Raw genomic sequence first — 17386 nt, 5'->3', positions numbered from 1 at the left:
TTTCGTGAAAGTATCATTATACTTGTAATAATAGAATTTATAAGGCTTTTTATCTATTTTTGTTGAGGTGTTTAAATGTTAAAAATAGAGGTGTTCAAGTCCCGTCCCGAGTACCAAAGACCCTCTTAATCTGTTGATTTTGAGGGTTTTTTGTTTTTATAGCGTGTTTTTTCTCCGTTATTTCTCCGTTTATTAGTGAAAAATATCTTTCTTATTTTTTGAAGAGTTTGAAATTATTAATCGAGAAATAAATAATATTCAGTTATTTTCCGTGTATTGGAACTTATATGATTGAGATTACACATAAAGAAATTCAGCTTTTCCAAGAAAGGATCATTAATTGGTTTGAAGAAAACGGTAGAACCTTTCCCTGGAGAAACCCTTCAGCGAATAATTACCAGAAAATAATTTCTGAGGTTTTACTCCAAAGAACCCAAGCAACAACTGTATCAAACTTTTTCCCATCATTTATTGAAAAATATCCCTCTTGGAAGAGATTAGGATTAGCAACTGAATTGGACCTTCAGGAGGCTTTAAAACCAATCGGGTTATATAAGCAAAGAGCCGCCAGGATGTACAAGTTGGCTCAAGAGATGAAAAGGAGAAAGGGGAGGTTCCCTAAAACTAGGCAAGAGGCAGAAAAGTTACCTATGATGGGGCAATATATTTCTAATGCCTATGAGCTGTTTATTCTTAACAATCCTTCTCCATTACTAGATGTTAACATGGCTAGAGTTTTAGAAAGATTCTTTGGTCCCAGGAAGTTAGCAGATATTCGTCACGACCCATATTTACAAAGTTTATCAAAAAGGGTAGTAGATTATCCAAAAAAAGCCCAAATAAATTGGGCTATTCTTGATTTCGCATCTTTGGTTTGTAAAAAAAGGTCCCCGAATTGTCAAATATGTCCACTATACAATAAATGTAAATATCAGTTCAAAAATATTTAGAGCACAGTGAGGCATCCTTCCTTATCCTTATTTTCTATTTTCTTTATCTAGTATATAGTGTGGAATACCTCTTATAAATTCACCTGGAGATCCTAGTCCTTTATATAAGCAATAATGGCATTCTAAATTTTTAACCTTGTTAATCATGCCGTCATCTACATTGGTTAATCCTAAGGCCTCTAATTCTCGAATGGATACATTCGGAACTTTATGTACAAACCATGTCAATAAAGGTTCAATGTAATTTGTCCCGGATTTTTTAAAATGAGATAAATATTGAGAGGACAGAATAATTCCTATACCAAATTCCCTTCCTTTAAGTAATATATCCTGGAGGACCGGTAATTCATATTCCATAATTAGGTTCGCCTCATCAATTAATAGGTAACTATCAATTGACCTTAATTGGTATCCATTTGAATTTATAAATTCTAATTTTTTAACTCCTAGCATGTATTCCCGGTACATATTTAGGAAAAATATCATCACCATTTTGAGGTTCTTATCATTACCTGCTATCCCGCCTAAACTTAGAACTACGGACTGGTTGAAGAAATCTTTAAAATCTATAGTTTCATTTGCATCGGGCTCAAAATACCTGCCTAAAACAAGCTTATACATTATAGAAAATGGAACATCTTTTTTATTACCTATTTTATCTTCATACTTGATAAATATATCTTTTAAAGTAGGAGAGATGAAATTACTATAATCGTCTTGATAAGGCTGGTACCCATTTTCTTCAAAACATTCGATTACAGCAGATAAAATATTATGCTCTTGGGTTGGTCCTATTCCTCCAAAAATTTTACTTAAAATATCGATAAAAAATTCCGCTTTGGCTAATGCTGGGTGACCTCCTTTATTGTTCCGAATATTAAATAGGTTAATTGGAAGGTTATGCGGTTTTACAATTTTAGCGTTGATACTTTTAACAAAATTCCTGTCACTTTCTTTATCCCCACTTCCATCGTAATCCCTTTTAGTGTCCATAATCAAAAACTTAGGCGTAGTACCTCGATTTTGATCAGGATATTTAGTTATGTTGTATACCAAGGCCTTAATGAGCTGTGTTTTACCAGTGCCCAAATCCCCTACAATACCGACATTAAGTTGGTTTAATTTGGTATTACTAGGATGGAAAATATGGTCAATTTCTTTTAAAGCTCCTTCCTGTTTTCCTACTGAAAATTTAATTCCATCATTAAAATAAAATTCTTCACGGACCTTCTTCTCTTTTAATTCTTCTTTTTGACCAGATAATGTATTTTCTATTTCTTCTCCAGCTGATTCCTTTCCTTCTTTTACACCTTTATCAAGAGCGTTCTGATAATTTTCTTTTTCATCCTTAATTTCGTCTTTGATCTCCGTCGTTTCTAAGGAATCATTATTAAATTGCTCTTTTCCATCGTTGGAACAACCTGCGCACATTAAATTCCAACCTCCAACTATCGTTCCTAAATTTGAAAATTTATCTTGGTTTTGCTTTAATAGCAGGTCTTTGGCGTCTTCAAACGAAATTTTTAGAACATCTTTGAACTTCCTACTTGAAACCTGATCAAATTCAGTAATATTCCAATTTGAAACTACTAACAATCGGCCTTCGTCATTTAGGGTAATTTTGCTATGGTTGTTGATTGAGTTAATAACTTTAGTCTGAATTTCAGCCCATTTAATTTTATCGGTTTGATTGCTTAATCTTCTTCCATATGTGGCAAAAGAAAATGATAACATATCAGAAAGGAGCCTGCATCTAGCAATGTCCCACATCGTAGACTTTAAACTTTTCTCCAACAAAATGTTATAGAAATTGGTGAAATTATGACATTGCTCTAATGCTGATTTCAATTCCCTAAAATTCATTTTAGAGTTTCTGTACTTGATTTCAATCGGTGTGATTTTTATACCTTTAATATCTTCGCCGTTCAAGCAAATACTTATAGCTAAAAGGTCTGGTCTTAGTTTCTCTATTTGAAGCCTATCGTAAAGAGCGTTTAATTGACTGGAAAATGGGTCAACTGGGACCAAAAGGTTAAACTTATTCCCATCCTTAAAAGGAAAAAACTCGAAACTCTCATCATCGATATCAAAATTTTGCAAAAGTTGCATAGCTGTAAGCATGCCTATTTCCCCATTAGCACTCGCCCCACCTGAAGCTAATGTTTTCAATGTAGGGATTCCCCTGCCAGAAATCTCACCTAACAAATCGTCAATAACCTTATTACTGACATTTCCCATTCCTTGAATATTACGGACACTCCTATTAACTGCAGCAACAATTGTTTCTGATTTTTTAGCTAATAGGTAGAAACCACTTTTAGAGGATTGTTTTTTTGAATATGAGGGTAATTCGTAATCCCATAGAAGATTATTCCCATTCGAATCAAAAAAAGCTGAAGGATCCACTGCACTAGAAGAAATTGCACAATAATCGGAATTTAGCAGTTTGCTTTTTACAAAGCTAAGTTGAGGAGTGGTATTGAGATGACCAAAACTGGTTAAATTTACCTTTCCTTCAATAATATAGATCAAGTTAGATAGGGCTTTACTTAAATCATCTTGTAATTCTTCTAGGTTTTGTTCGGTATAAAGACGAGATTCAGTGAATGAAATTTTCCCAGAATCGTTTTCTGTTGAGTACCTAATTCTCTCCCTACTTACTCCCCCATTGAAGATTATTGATGATGTTGTGCTCTGTATCAAAGCCGGACTTTGATTAGAAAGGTGGCTAATAATTGTTAGATCTAAATTCCCCCTTGATTTTTGACGGTCTATATTATACCATTTAAGATTATAACCAGAATCTGAAGTTATATCAACAAGCTCTTCTGCGCTTGGCTGAAAACGTAGTTCTCGGGTATCAAAAATATTTAATTTTTTACTACCACTGGAATGCCAAATGTCTCTTACCTCCTTGCGATTATTAATAAATTTATGATCTCCTAGGTTGTTTGAGACCCAATTCGCTACACCTTCATTAAATAAATTAGTTTCGGATGATTCACTAAAAACTTGAGCATTTATACTATTTTGCCCCGATTTTATCTGGAAAATATCTGACAAAGTGTGCTCTATTTGGGTGCTAGAAAGCCCATCATCTAAACCTTGGATCTGTAGCCCAAAGGTTTTGTCGAAGATGCTTGTAGTTTTAATATTCTTAATTTCATTTAATTTCTCGCTATTCCATAGAAGACTCCAATATGTGCTATCACTATCTATTGAAAGAAACGTTTTATAATCGAATTGAGATTGAGATCGATGACATGGTAAGGCGAAAGAATCAGGGAATTGTGAAGACTCAAAAATTCCTGCTGCGGGGCATGGAATTTCTCCTAATGCATCGTTTAATATGTTTTGAGCTTGTAACTGCCAGGCAATTCGAATTGGATGGAACGGGTTTAATAGTATCGCAAAAGGATCATTTTCTAAAACATCATCTTGAACTTTATTAATAGCTATAATATCAAACCACGAAGCAATTTCTGGATCAGATTCAAACCAATCCTGATATTGTTTTAAATAATCTAGTGTTAATCCTAGTAACTTCTCTTTAATTATACCATTGTGTAAAGGGCGGTATTCTATTAGGGGTTGTAAAGATTCTTGACTTTGTTCTTCATTAATGATCAAATCGATAATCTGTCTTCTTATTTCAACCAAATTTGAAGGAGGAGTATAGTTTTTTAAATTCGGTCTACAATCAATATTTAAATCGAAAGCAGAGATTAAGGCCTTATTATTCCAATCGGGCTTTTCAAAATTTTGTCTGAAATCTGTCCCAAGCAAAATTGGGAAGTAGGATTGATTTGGACTATTAATTATCCAATCCTGAATTTGGTGTAAATTATTCCAAGAGGGGTTAAGTGAAACCTTTTCGTTTATACCCTTGTTTGATTTATTTTTTATTATTAGCTGGTCGTATATGTTAAAGACTCCAACCGGTTCTTTGTCGTTGGTTAGGGCAGTAATTAAAATTTTATTGAGGCTGCCATCTTCCTTATCTACTAGGGTAATAGTAATATTGATTTCATTTTCCAAGCTAAATACCGCAGAGCCTTTAGCTTCTTGCAGAAGGGGTTTCAGTACTATTTTTTTAGAGTCTTGAGTCGAAGTTTCTTTGTAAACCCCCTCTTTAAATTCAAATCTTTTTTCATCCCAATAAAAATTTAACTCATGAGATCCTGAATTACTGAGAACCAAATTTGATTTCCAAATTTTGTTTTTGGAGCCCCTTCTATCTGCATTTTTTAGGGATGACACTTTTTCGATTTGAGCAATATCAAATACAAAACCTGGTTCATAGTTTTTTAAACTAATTATTTTTTGGGTACTGTTGTTATAACCTTCTATCCTAAATTGATAAAAAATAGGAGTTTTATGTATACTGGGTTTCCCCTCATATTCCACCTTCGATGGATTATCGATTGATATTTGATCGATTTTTTCATACCCCCTCTTTTTTTTGAAGATTTCCAGATCTTTATTTATATCTAGGTTCCTTCTATGAGTAATTTTAAAGTTTGCTTCATCCAGTACAATCGGGCACGGCTTTAAATTTCGGAATAGTGCATTGGTAACTTCGACTTTACAAGCATTCTCTGTATCAACGGTTTCATCTAAAATTTCTTGCCATTTTTCCTCATTTAAAGTTTCCCACCAATCATAATGAGTATTCCAGGATATAGAACTGTAATAGTAAAACGGTGAATTTCTAAAAGAAGAAATAGAATCATTTACCATTGAAAAATGATTTCCGAACTCTTTTAAAGCTTCTTGAGTATGCTCGTCAATATTTTTTTCTAGCCATTCATCTATTGTTTTTCGAATACCAGATTCAAAAGAATCAGCAATTTTACTAAAAATTAATTCACATTTACTAAGGTTGAAGTTTTCCGGTTTATCAGTACTAATGAAACCCATAAGAGCTTTTAATTCTGATAAGGATCCTTCTTTTCCTCTTTCTGAGATCTGCTGAAGAAACTCCCACTGGCTTTCATGTTCACCTTGGTGAGAGTCTCCCGGTTTGAAGTTTTCTAGTATCGTATAAACTTCATCTCTTTTATTTTTATCATTATAAAATGGAAAAGATCCATCATTTAGAGCATGTTCAACGATATATTGGACCATATTTTGCTTAGTCCAAATTTCATCTTGAACTTCGTCATTAATTCCTATTGGAATAAAACTAGTGGTGTTTGACTTATCTAATGATGAGCCCTGTCCTATCAATACTATAATATTTTTAAAAGACCTGCTGTTTCGAAGATTTAAAACATAATCTTTTCCGCATACTCCTCCATTCTCATCCTTAGGTTCTACCCAGTTATCTATCTTATCATCACATAGAAAAATTGGAATCTTACGATCTTGTATAACCAACCCTCCTAATTCAACTATATTTTGAACAAAATCTTCTGCTATGGTAAAGGGAATTCCTTTAACTAAAACACGAGCCATTCCATTACCACTGTTACTAAAGCAATTTCTTGAGTTTTCAATGATATAATTTTTAAGAATTCGATGAAATCTGTTCATTAATTTCTGTTTTTAGAAAAAGGATTAATAATAACCATTCCACCTTCGGCATCAGGAGAGTCACTTACTACTTGAAGCGTTGAAAGCGTATTTAACAAATTACTAGTTTCAAGATCTGTTTGATTAATAATTATCCCATATCGTTGCAAGTGATGCATTAGATCTTTAATTGTTCGGTTTTGATCATATTTATAGCTACAGCAGTAAACCATAGATAGTATTGAAGCCGGCCCTAAATCCAATATCCATGGAGCCGCGGAGTAATTCCCATTTTTTTTCAGCCAAAATGATTGATCATAATTTTTTTTATGAGGATCAGCAGTTTGTTTCTGTCCAATAGAATACCTTACAAATTCAAATATTCTCTTAGAGATGCCTGATTTACAGTTTAACAGCCTAGTGTCTTCTTCGCTTACTTCGTTAATCTCTCCCAGAATGGATTTGTTCCAACGGTTAGTAGTAATATTTTCTTGAACTATTCTCCCTATTTCATAGATTTCATCTAAGCTTTCCAGAGAAATTTTAGTCCCGCTTTTTTCAAGTTTATTAAGAATAAAATTGATACTAATTTGACTTTTTACAAACCTTTGTACTTGTTCCTTAATAATAGGAACTACTTTTTCTTCTAATTTCCAAAGCTCATTAGCCTGAAATTTTAAATCTTGATGCAACTTTTCTTTACTAAAAATCTCTTGATTCAAGGCAGATTTAAAGAAACTCCAAACAATTGAATTTAAATTACAAATCCATAATATATGAGCTGCGCATACAATGCGGACGTTAGCTTCCAGAATAGACAACCATTGTCTTCTAGTCAATTGACTTTTTAAAGAAATAATTTTCTTTAGATCTTCTGTGAAAATTGCAGCTGGTGAATTCCTGAGAATTTCTTTATCAATCTTTTTTACTTTTTGTGTGAATTGGTTTATCTCCCAAATCACATTTTTTGGTCGGCGTGGGTGAAATTGCTTAGTAATTAATCTTGCAAGGAAATCTTCATTTTTATCTTCGTGGTCACAAGAAAGGGCCGTAAATAAATCCTTCCATAATTCGTCTGCTTCTTTTTTAGAATCCACCCCTAACAAGATTATTTTTTCGATTAAATTACCTGGATTCCACGGATTACTACTTAATCTAGCAGCATTGGAGTACAAAGCACAATCTGGTACGAAGGGATATAAAGTAGGATATTTTAGTTTAGCTTGTGATCTCATTTTAGGAGTAGAAAGGGCAGATTCGATTATTAGCTTCCAATCATCGAAGATTAGGATATCACCATCTTTTTTCACCCCATTGTTTAACTCCTTAAAAAATAACTTTCCTTCTTCGTTGACTTTACCTTCACTAAACCTTCTTTTATCATCAAAATTTTTCCATCCTACTTGGCGATATAAGGCTGCCAAAGACACTTCACCAATGTTATATTCCGGTCTTAAACCTAATTCTAATATTGAATTGATATATTTCTTGTTAAAATCCATTTATGACTAGTTTTGGGTGGAAATTTCGATTTCAGATTCGGCCTCGTCTATTCGATAATAATTTTTAGACGAGCCAATTTTAAGAGTTGCGTTTTCTAATAAGTCGTGATCTCTTACTATTTCACCGGCCATCTTTGATTTTATACTGTCTAACATTGAAATAACTTCAGAAGGAAGAGAAGAAAGTCTAACTCCATTTTCTACTAAGTACAGAGCCTTATATAATTGGTAGGTAAGGGGTACATTTATATAACCCTTTTTAAACTTAATTTTGAAGACTTTTGTTTTGGGACGAGGAACGTCTTTCAAGTGATCTTTGATATATTGGTTTTTTATCTTGAGGCGGCCGACTCTTAAGCATATCTTTGTTTCTTGATCAAGTTGGGGTTGCGATATAGAGGAGTTTAAAACCATTTCTAGTCCATCTTGTTCCTGCACCAAATTATCAAATAATTGTTTGGCGCGCTTCAAATTATTACCTGTAGGATCCATGCCTGGATTAAGAGTTCTATATTTTTGGAGAAAAATTTCATCTTTGGATATACCTTTAGAGGTGAAGTAAATTCTTTTTATGTATCTCGATGCTATGGCCCTGAGGATAACTAAGATCTTTTCAACGCGCATTGAAGAAATAGAAGGCTCAAATCTTACTTCATTATCCAGCTGTGATTCAATTTCAATTAGATACTTGTAAAGTAAATCCTCCAAAGGATTTAAAATATGCTTTATGCTTTCATAACCAGATTCGATTGAATAAGAAAAATTACTTTCAAGTTTCTTTACACTAAGCTCCAGTTTGTCAAAATCTTCATCTTCATTACTTAATTGGCCTGGATCCATTAATTCAAAAAAGCTGTTATCAATCAACTTGGTTATGTGAGGCTTATTAACTTTTTGAGGGCGCTTATAAGCGAAATACCCGAAAAAATGCTTAGTTATAGAGGATTGATTTAGAATGTCTGCAACTTCCTTATTTGTTCTTTTATTAGCTCTTCTTATCGAATTAAATGATGGCCATTTATTAAAAAGCCTTACGTGGTAAAGATGCTCATTGAGACTCCATATTGAATAGATCCTTGTTTGATTTTGGGTGCTAAAAATGCCTTTTGTCTGATTTTCTACCCAATCACAAGGAGTTTTATAACCATTAAATTCTTGTTCAGTTCCTACTAGGATGTAAGAGAAAAGCGAAAATAATTCACGAAAACTCCATCTTTTATTTGCAATAACTTCATAATCACGTAAAATTTGAAGTAATCCGAGAGCTGATTCTTTTTCCGATAACCGATTTTTATTCTGAAAGAAAGGACAGTAGTCTTGCGCCTTACATTCATGACAATTCCAATTTTTATCTGATACCGCTTCGTTGATAATTTGAAAACCTGGAGTTGTCTCAAAATCATCATTTAAGTCCACTAAACTTTCAACATCCATTGGCCAAACAGCTATTTCCTTTAAAGGTAATTCCTCTCCTAAAGGCCAAAGCGACTTTGGATCTAGGTACTGGGTTAATCCTTGTACAATAGCATTGAAAACCTTATAAGCCTTCGAATTTGGTTCCGCTTTGCTAACTGCTTCGGCTAAAATACCCCGATTTATTCCGGCTATATAAACAGAATTATCTTCTATTGCGTTGATGATATCATCTATCAGGCATTCTCCACTTGTAAAACCTTTCTTTCCTGTTGATGCATCTTGAACTAATTTCAACTTCTTTTTGCCAAAGTGATTTTCATCCAAGTCAATTTCTACTACTCTTGGGGCTATATTGCCAGCTTCCTGTATCTTCTCAGAAATCACCTGATAATAGGAAGATTTATACTTGATATCAATTTGAGAAATTAAGTGTTCTAAAGCATCTGTCTTACCATTACCAGGTCCTCCAATAAGAAGTATAATTCTTGGAGAGTCACTGTCTAAACTATTTACCCAGGCTTCAATTTTGTGGGTTAATTGAGTGTAAATCACACTTCCAGTTGGACGGCCCGTTTGATCAAATGGTTTTTTTACTCCTCCTTTTCTATGACCGGCCCATTCCAATAGTCCGGCAGGGTAATTTTTATTGTTTTCTACAATATCACTATTCCTATCCTTATCAGGATTGAATAAAGTTCCCCCATTGATTGGATTTGCTCCTTCCATTCTAGACCAAATTTTTTTGCATATCTTATTCATATTGCCCATTCCGTAGTCACCGTTCCTATCTAAATTTCGGAACATTAAAGTTTGGGCTTCGGTTGAACGAACGGTTCGGCCTAAATCTTGGGCCGTTTTAATAATTTCAGGGTTATTCTCATGAAGTCCTTCTCCACCTAACCTTTTATAAAGTTGGTACACTTCCAGTAATTCTTCCTCAGTCCATTTAGTACCTGATTTTTTATTTTGTTCTCCTCCTGAAATTCTTTTCATATTAGATTATTCTAAAATTTTTAAAACCCATTTTCCTAGAGCATTTCCCAATAGTGGAGGAACGGCATTGCCAACTTGCGTATACTGGGGAACTTCGAACCTCCTGTTTTTTCCTCCCGTGGTCATTTTAGCCCTAAAGACAAACTCGTCTGGGAATGATTGAATTCTTGCCATTTCCCTAACCGTTAATGTTCTCGGTTGCTTTTCTGAGTAATGACAAATATCATCAGGGATAGTTAACTGGGCTGGAGCAGGTAGGTTTTTTGCCATTGCTCTTTGGCTATGCTTTTTCGACCTAATATTCTCAATTGAATCAAGAAGTTGAGAATTTGAATTGGTGTTAATAATGCCATCTAAACGTGGCTTATTAGATAAAGTAGCCCTTATTCTCTCTAAATATTTATCTTCAACTTCCTTTCCCCTCAAACATTTCTCTAAACAATTCCTGATTTCATTATTTTTTATTTTCCTTATTTCTTGAAGAAAAATAAAGCGATTCTGAACCTTTGCTGAATGATTTCTCAGCTCATGATTGTGGAGCCCTAAGGTATGATCCAATGGATGATTCAAAATAGGAGTAAATTTATCAGAAAGGGATTGAGAATATTTATTACCACTTATTGGTTTCCTAACTGTTGTTTCAGACGATTTTATTTTGAAATATCCATATTTTGCAAGGTCATCTATAGCTTCACCAACGGAAATCTCTTCTTCTATGAATTCAGGGAAGAGGTTTTCGTTTAAAAAAATTTCTGATGCATTTAAATTACGCATTTCAGCAAACCTAGGGTTAATTACATCTATATGAATAGCAGGGTCTTTACCTGAATATTTCATGATAAAAGAAGTGTCTTTTTCCGCAAACTCGAATGCATGCTGAAAGATTTTTTTTATTTCATCTTGTTGACGGGATTTCAGCTTTTTTATAATTTTTGATTTCAGAGATTTTTTTAAACCTAACATAATGAAACGAGGACGATTTTGAGGAATTCCGAATTGCCTCGCATTAAGTAAAAAGCATAAAGGTGCATAGCCAATAGCGGCGAAGGCCTTCGCGACTTCTAGCCAGGGAAGCTTGGTTCCTCCATCTTTACTAAATTGTCGTAAAATCCCCTCTACATTTTCTAGTATTACGGCCTTAGGTTGTACAAATTCAACAAAATCGACAAAAGCATAGGGTAGTTTATTTTTTGGATCTCTTTCAGTTCTTCTACCAGCCATACTAAATCCCTGGCATGGAGGTCCTCCAGATATTAAATCAATACCTTTAAATCTTTCCAAGAGTTCCGGGCGTGATTTTAAATTTTCAACTAGTTTCACTACATCGCCTACTACCAGCTGTTTATTTTTCCAGTCCTTAACGTCAATAGATTTGATATTCTCAACATAAGAAACTTTACTATCACTATTGTATTCTCCACCTTTTAGGTTTTCACCTAAGATATTATAAGCAAATGTCTCTGCAGCCATCGGGCTGAGCTCATTTGCTAATTCTAATTTCCAGCCACTTGACTCCAATCCAAGACTTAAACCTCCGCAACCAGCAAAAAGCTCGACGTATTTTTTTTGATCTGACATTAATTAAAGAAAATTTTCACCATCATTATTAATTAGTGGGTGAATGTAGGGAATTGTTCCTAAGAGTTCTAATCACTCATAGTATTGAAATCAAAAATATAATTTTTTGTTAAATATCAAACAAAATGTAGGTGGTAAAGAGGTTAGAGATTGTTATAAATAATTGGTATCTCCAAATAATAATCTAAATACTTGTAAATCAATTCTCTTCTAAACTATCTTTTAATCATATTTTTTAATTCTTCAATGGTAAAGGCTGGTGTTCTCTTATGTAGCATGAAATGGCAATTGGGACAGACTGGAATAAGATCCCTAATTGGGTCAACATTGTATTCCTTTCTAATAGTAGCTATATCTGTTTTATGATGTACATGAATAAATTCTTTGCCGATATCTCCATAAAGATATTCAAAGTTGATTTTGCAAAACTACGTTCGGGATATTAAACAGGAACTTGAAATAAAAATCAACGGTCTGGAATTTAAATGATTGAAAAAAAAGCTAAGTTTTAAAGAAAAACCACTTTCTCTTCTTCAAGAAAATCTTTAGATTTACGAGCATTCCGCAATTACCCTACTCCGCGGATATATCCTTGATTTAAAACTACACGCTATTTATGGCAATAAGGAAATCTGAATTATACAGCTCTCTCTGGAAGAGTTGTAATGAAATACGAGGCGGGATGGATGCCTCTCAATACAAAGATTACGTTCTCACCCTTTTTTTCGTTAAAAACCTATTGAGATAAATCTTCCAAATTCAATTGAGGAATAAAATGAAATTGCTCAAATCTTAAGTAATATGGACCAAAAAGTAGAAATTTTAGAGTCAAAAATGGTAAAGTCCGGGCAGATCAGGCAAGGGATGATACAGGAATTATTAACCGGGAAAACGAGATTGGTTTAATGAAAACAGAATTAATAAATAGAACAGATTACAATTCTAATTTACATACAAGACCGGTAGGTAAATTTGAAAACTTCAATTTTTTTATTGATGAATATCAAAGAGGTTATAAGTGGACAGCCCAACAAGTCATGGATCTCTTGAATGATATTAATGATTACGATCCTAAGAAGGAAATCTTTTATTGTCTACAACCGCTTGCTGTAAAATTACTGGTGGTTGAAAAGGCAGAAAAATATTTCAATAAAAATCATGATTATAGTTATGAAGTAATAGACGGGCAGCAGCGTCTTACAACCATCCATATCATTTTATCTGTAATTAATTCTTCCATTTATCAAATCAATTACCAAACGAGGAAAAGCAGTGCAAAGTTTCTGGATTGTATTATTCCCATGTTAGAACCTTTTTCTATAAGCTATAGTAACAGTGTTAGAGCAAATGAGAAAGCAATAACAGAACAGTGGAATTCCTTTTCGAAAGCTAATCGCGAATTTAATAATATTGATTGCTATCATTTTTTTGGAGCCTATCTAATAATTAAATCCTGGTTCGGACAAAAGAAACCCCTTCAAATAACACAATTTGAAGATAAATTGTTACTCCAGACCCGTTTTATCTGGTACGAGGATGATAAAGAAGAAAACAGTAAAGCAGTGTTCAGGAATTTAAACAGTGGTAAAATAGCACTTACCAATTCTGAATTGATCAAGGCTATATTTATAAATGATCTGCGGAACGACAATCGCGAAGTGCAATTTCTTCGACAATCTAAATTGGCTTCGGAATGGGATACCATAGAACAAAAACTTCAAGATGATAAATTCTGGTTTTTTATAAGTAACGAGACAGATAAATCAAAATACGAAACGAGGATAGACTATCTTTTTGAGCTTATTGTTGGGAAAAACAAGGTTGATAAACTTTTTACATATCACCAATACTCTAGTGGAAGATTCGAATTAGATTGGAGTAAGGTAAAATTTTTATTTCTAAAACTTCGAGAATGGTACAAAGAGAGAAGAACTTATCATTTAGTAGGATATATTGTTTACGCTAAAATCAAATCGCTCAAAGAAATTTTAGATGAAACAGAGGATTTAGGAAAAAAAGAATTTCGTAAAAAATTGGAGGGCTATATAGCAGGAAGTTTTAAAGAAAAAAAGGATGAAGAATATATTTATGATTTAAATAGCTTGAACTACGAAACTTCATACAATCAAACTTTCAAGTTACTTCTTCTCTTCAATATTGAAACCTATCAAATAAGTGAGGCTCAGTATAGGTTTCCATTCGACAAGTTCAAAAATGAGAAATGGAGTTTGGAACATATTCATGCACAGAATGCAGAAAGTATTGATACCATTAAAGATTTAAGGATCTGGATAAATGAACTGAAACTTTGGCCAAAGGAAATTGAGAAAAGAATTATAAAACTAAATGAATTAGATTTAGACCAATATGAGGCAAGTGAAATTAAAAGATTAAAATCTCATTTAGATTATTTCAGGTCTTCAGTTGATCCAATAGTAAAGGACCTAGAAAAAACTATCACTAATCAAGATCTCAAGGATGAAATCGATGAAGCTCAAAAAAAGCTCCTTAATGAAAGTTTAGAATTGACTAAAGATATAATGAATGTTCACAAGATAGATAATATGGCTCTTTTAGATTCTAATACCAATAGTGGATTAGGCAAAAGGCGGTTTTTAGATAAAAGAAATTATATTTTAAGTGTAGATCAAAAACAATGGAATAATGGAAAGGGTAATAAGCATTTTGTCCCGATTTGCACTAAAAATGTTTTTCTTAAATATTATACCCAGGATGTTAAACACCTAGAGTTTTGGGGTTTCACTGATAGAAGTAATTATAGGTACAACATTCAAAGATTGACAGCCGCATACCTACCAAAGAGTTAATAAATGAAAGAAAATAATATTACGTTCTGGAAATTAATAAAAGACCATAAGATTGAAATACCAATAATTCAAAGAGATTATGCTCAGGGTAGAGATAACATCAAATCTGAAGATATAAGGGTGAATTTCATTTGTCAAATTAAAAATTCCCTCACCAGGAACTCCATAGGCCTTCATTTAAATTTTATTTATGGTAAAATAGATGGTCTTAACGATGAAAAGAAACGAACTGAGAATGAAGCAGCGGTTATTGCTATGATGGAAGCTGTCAAATCTTATTCTAAAAACGTTGATATTGAAATATCCACTGAGGTCATAAAGCAACCTGAAAATAATAGTCACAATACTTCAACAACTTTTATTCCATTAGATGGGCAACAGAGACTTACAACACTTTATTTAGTTCACTGGTTTCTAATGCCATTTAATGATGAGAATGTTTCCGTACTAAAAAACTTTACTTATTTAATTAGAAGTAGTTCTATAGACTTTTGTCAGGCTTTAGCAGAGAATCATAATAAAGTAGATAAAACCAATCCTATTTCTGAACAGATAGAAAATTCAGAATGGTTTTTTTCGTATTGGAAAAATGATCCAACGGTAAAAGGTATGCTAACTATGCTTGACGAGATCTTTAGACAATTTCGCAATGAAGAAGTATTGGATGAATATTGGTACTATTTAACTAAAGAGAATAAAATTTATTTTGAGTTTTTAAACCTGGAAGATTACGATCTAACAGATCAGCTTTACGTTAAGATGAACGCGAGAGGTAAATCTCTGACTGCTTTTGAGAATTTTAAGGCATGGCTGATTGAGCGTATAGATTTTAGGGAGAGTCTTAACTCTAATAGGATTATAGAAGTTGAGGATTGGAAACTTTTACTTGATACGCTGTGGGCAGATTTATTTTGGTTCAATAAGGATAAAGAGAATATGCTTATTGATGAGGAATATATGAGGTATTTCCGAAATATGGCTCAGATTTACGCTGTTGAGAATTCCATATTTGATCTCGATGGAAAATCTGATGAAAGTAAAAGTTTAAGAGATACAGTTGTTTCCCTTACCGAAAAGGGGGAGGATGGAGAATATAAATTCGTGCCTATTAACTATTTCGAAAAAATTGAAATTTACAATCTTCACAAAACAAGGAAGGTCTATTCATTAAAAATTTTTACTGATGAAAAACTTAATGAAGTTTTGAAAATCATTCAGGCATTTTCAAAGAAAGGTTATAAACTTGGCTTCACAGAAAAGGTTTTTTCGGATAATAATTTAACTCTGGGTTATAGTAAAGAAAAAGATACTGTATTCAGATCTTTTATTTCGGGTACAATGACCTATCCTGACAAGGTTAGATTTTATGCTTTATCGTTATTCTTGATAAACTCATCAAACTCTGATTTAGATGAAAAAAAGTTGGTTAGTTGGATGAGAGTATGCCGAAACTTAATAGAAAATAATACGATTGATGATATTACTACATTTTCTAGGGCTATACGAGGTATTAAGCAACTTTCTGAATACTGTTTTGAGATAATATCCTATCTGTCGAATGATGGGAGAATATCAGGTTTTAGACGTGAGCAAATTAGTGAGGAAAGAGTAAAAGCTAATTTAATTATAGAAGATTCACGTTGGGAGGACGAACTCCAGGATGCCGAAAATCATAATGTATTTCAAGGGAAAATTGATTTTTTGTTAGAGGATGGTCTAGGTCTGAAAGAATTTACCATCAGGAAGAATATTGCTAAAGAAATTTTCTATAAGAAATATCGTGAAAACTTTCTTGTTACCAGGGCGGTTCTAGCTCAGAGTGAGATTAATGAAAATATTTATTTAAAGTATACGGTCACTCATTGGAGGGAATTGTTAGATAAATCCAAGGTGAAAGAATCAGTAAATAAAGTTATAAGTTATCTCCAGAAATATAATGGAACTATCGAGGAAGGTCTTAAGAGTATAATATCAAATTATGATAATAAAGAATACTTATGGAGATATAATTTGGTAAAAAACGCAAAACTCCTGAACAGCGCTGAATCCCAATCTAAAAAAATCCAATGGTATGCGGGTGAAATGTTTCTTTACAATAAGGAAACCTGGAACAATAATGATAAGCAGTTTCTATTATCCAACTACAGAAATGACCTTATAGAAAAATTAATAGAGAAAGATTCACAATGGCAAATCGATGATGAGATTTGGGATGGATATTATATAGTAGATGATTTTACAAAACAAACTTTTTATAGAGGATTTAGGATTTACTACAAGAAGAATGTAGGTGAATTTAGAATACAAATTGAAGAAGATGAATTTGAAATAGGCGATGCGGTAGTAACTCTAGAATTCGAACCACAAAGGATAAATTTTGGGTTTAGATATAATCATAATAAGGTTAAGGAGCTAGAGAATTATTCAAAAGAGAATAATGGCTGGATATGCAAAAGACAAATAGTTGATGAAGAATTATATAACTCGGATATAGAGGTGAACATTTCTAAGATTATTTCTGCTATAAATACCGATTTTATTTCAAAAAAGTCTGTATTAAGTAAATAGTTTAAAATTACTTCCATAAGTAAACCCGAACGATAAT

10 protein-coding genes are annotated in these 17386 nt (G+C 33.0%); 5 read left to right on the top strand and 5 right to left on the bottom strand.

Annotated elements, in window-relative coordinates:
* The first annotated feature begins 287 nt into the window (after window positions 1-287).
* On the top strand, window positions 288-950 hold the full coding sequence (locus tag G530_RS17015; protein ID WP_051199802.1) for an HhH-GPD family protein: 663 nt from the start codon (window positions 288-290) through the stop codon (window positions 948-950).
* A 27-nt stretch (window positions 951-977) separates the two neighbouring features.
* On the opposite strand, the gene G530_RS0114175 is transcribed toward G530_RS17015, so the two are convergent.
* From G530_RS0114175 to G530_RS17945, 5 genes are all read right to left on the bottom strand, one after another.
* The gene (locus G530_RS0114175) at window positions 978-6485 is read right to left on the bottom strand and encodes a hypothetical protein (RefSeq protein WP_026935163.1); all 5508 of its coding nucleotides are present in this window, start codon (window positions 6483-6485) and stop codon (window positions 978-980) included.
* Complete coding sequence (locus G530_RS0114170; RefSeq protein ID WP_026935162.1) at window positions 6485-7966, bottom strand: hypothetical protein; 1482 nt, start codon at window positions 7964-7966, stop codon at window positions 6485-6487. The genes G530_RS0114175 and G530_RS0114170 overlap by 1 nt, the downstream gene beginning before the upstream one ends.
* 6 nt (window positions 7967-7972) lie before the next feature.
* Window positions 7973-10375, bottom strand: a complete 2403-nt coding sequence (locus G530_RS0114165; RefSeq protein ID WP_026935161.1) for a hypothetical protein — start codon at window positions 10373-10375, stop codon at window positions 7973-7975.
* Window positions 10376-10381: 6 nt separating this feature from the next.
* Window positions 10382-11953, bottom strand: a complete 1572-nt coding sequence (locus G530_RS0114160; RefSeq protein ID WP_026935160.1) for a DNA cytosine methyltransferase — start codon at window positions 11951-11953, stop codon at window positions 10382-10384.
* A 215-nt stretch (window positions 11954-12168) separates the two neighbouring features.
* On the bottom strand, window positions 12169-12297 hold the full coding sequence (locus tag G530_RS17945) for a hypothetical protein (RefSeq protein ID WP_422678748.1): 129 nt from the start codon (window positions 12295-12297) through the stop codon (window positions 12169-12171).
* Between G530_RS17945 and G530_RS17860 the strand changes: the two genes are divergently transcribed.
* The 4 genes from G530_RS17860 to G530_RS0114145 all read left to right on the top strand — a co-directional run bounded on the left by G530_RS17860 (window position 12235) and on the right by G530_RS0114145 (window position 17349).
* On the top strand, window positions 12235-12399 hold the full coding sequence (locus G530_RS17860) for a hypothetical protein (protein WP_240472171.1): 165 nt from the start codon (window positions 12235-12237) through the stop codon (window positions 12397-12399). The two genes, G530_RS17945 and G530_RS17860, sit on opposite strands and share 63 nt — an antisense overlap.
* A 170-nt stretch (window positions 12400-12569) precedes the next feature.
* A complete protein-coding gene (locus tag G530_RS17940) occupies window positions 12570-12701 on the top strand; it encodes a type I restriction-modification system subunit M N-terminal domain-containing protein (RefSeq protein ID WP_205619201.1) in 132 nt (43 codons plus the stop codon).
* A gap of 157 nt (window positions 12702-12858) precedes the next feature.
* On the top strand, window positions 12859-14781 hold the full coding sequence (locus tag G530_RS0114150; RefSeq protein WP_026935159.1) for a DUF262 domain-containing protein: 1923 nt from the start codon (window positions 12859-12861) through the stop codon (window positions 14779-14781).
* Between the two features lie 3 nt (window positions 14782-14784).
* Complete coding sequence (locus tag G530_RS0114145; protein ID WP_026935158.1) at window positions 14785-17349, top strand: GmrSD restriction endonuclease domain-containing protein; 2565 nt, start codon at window positions 14785-14787, stop codon at window positions 17347-17349.
* Window positions 17350-17386: the final 37 nt, after the last annotated feature.

The organism is Christiangramia echinicola DSM 19838, assembly GCF_000423065.1.
Lineage (GTDB): Bacteria > Bacteroidota > Bacteroidia > Flavobacteriales > Flavobacteriaceae > Christiangramia > Christiangramia echinicola.
Note: the sequence above shows the minus strand (reverse complement) of the source record. Positions and strands in the feature narration are given on the sequence as shown.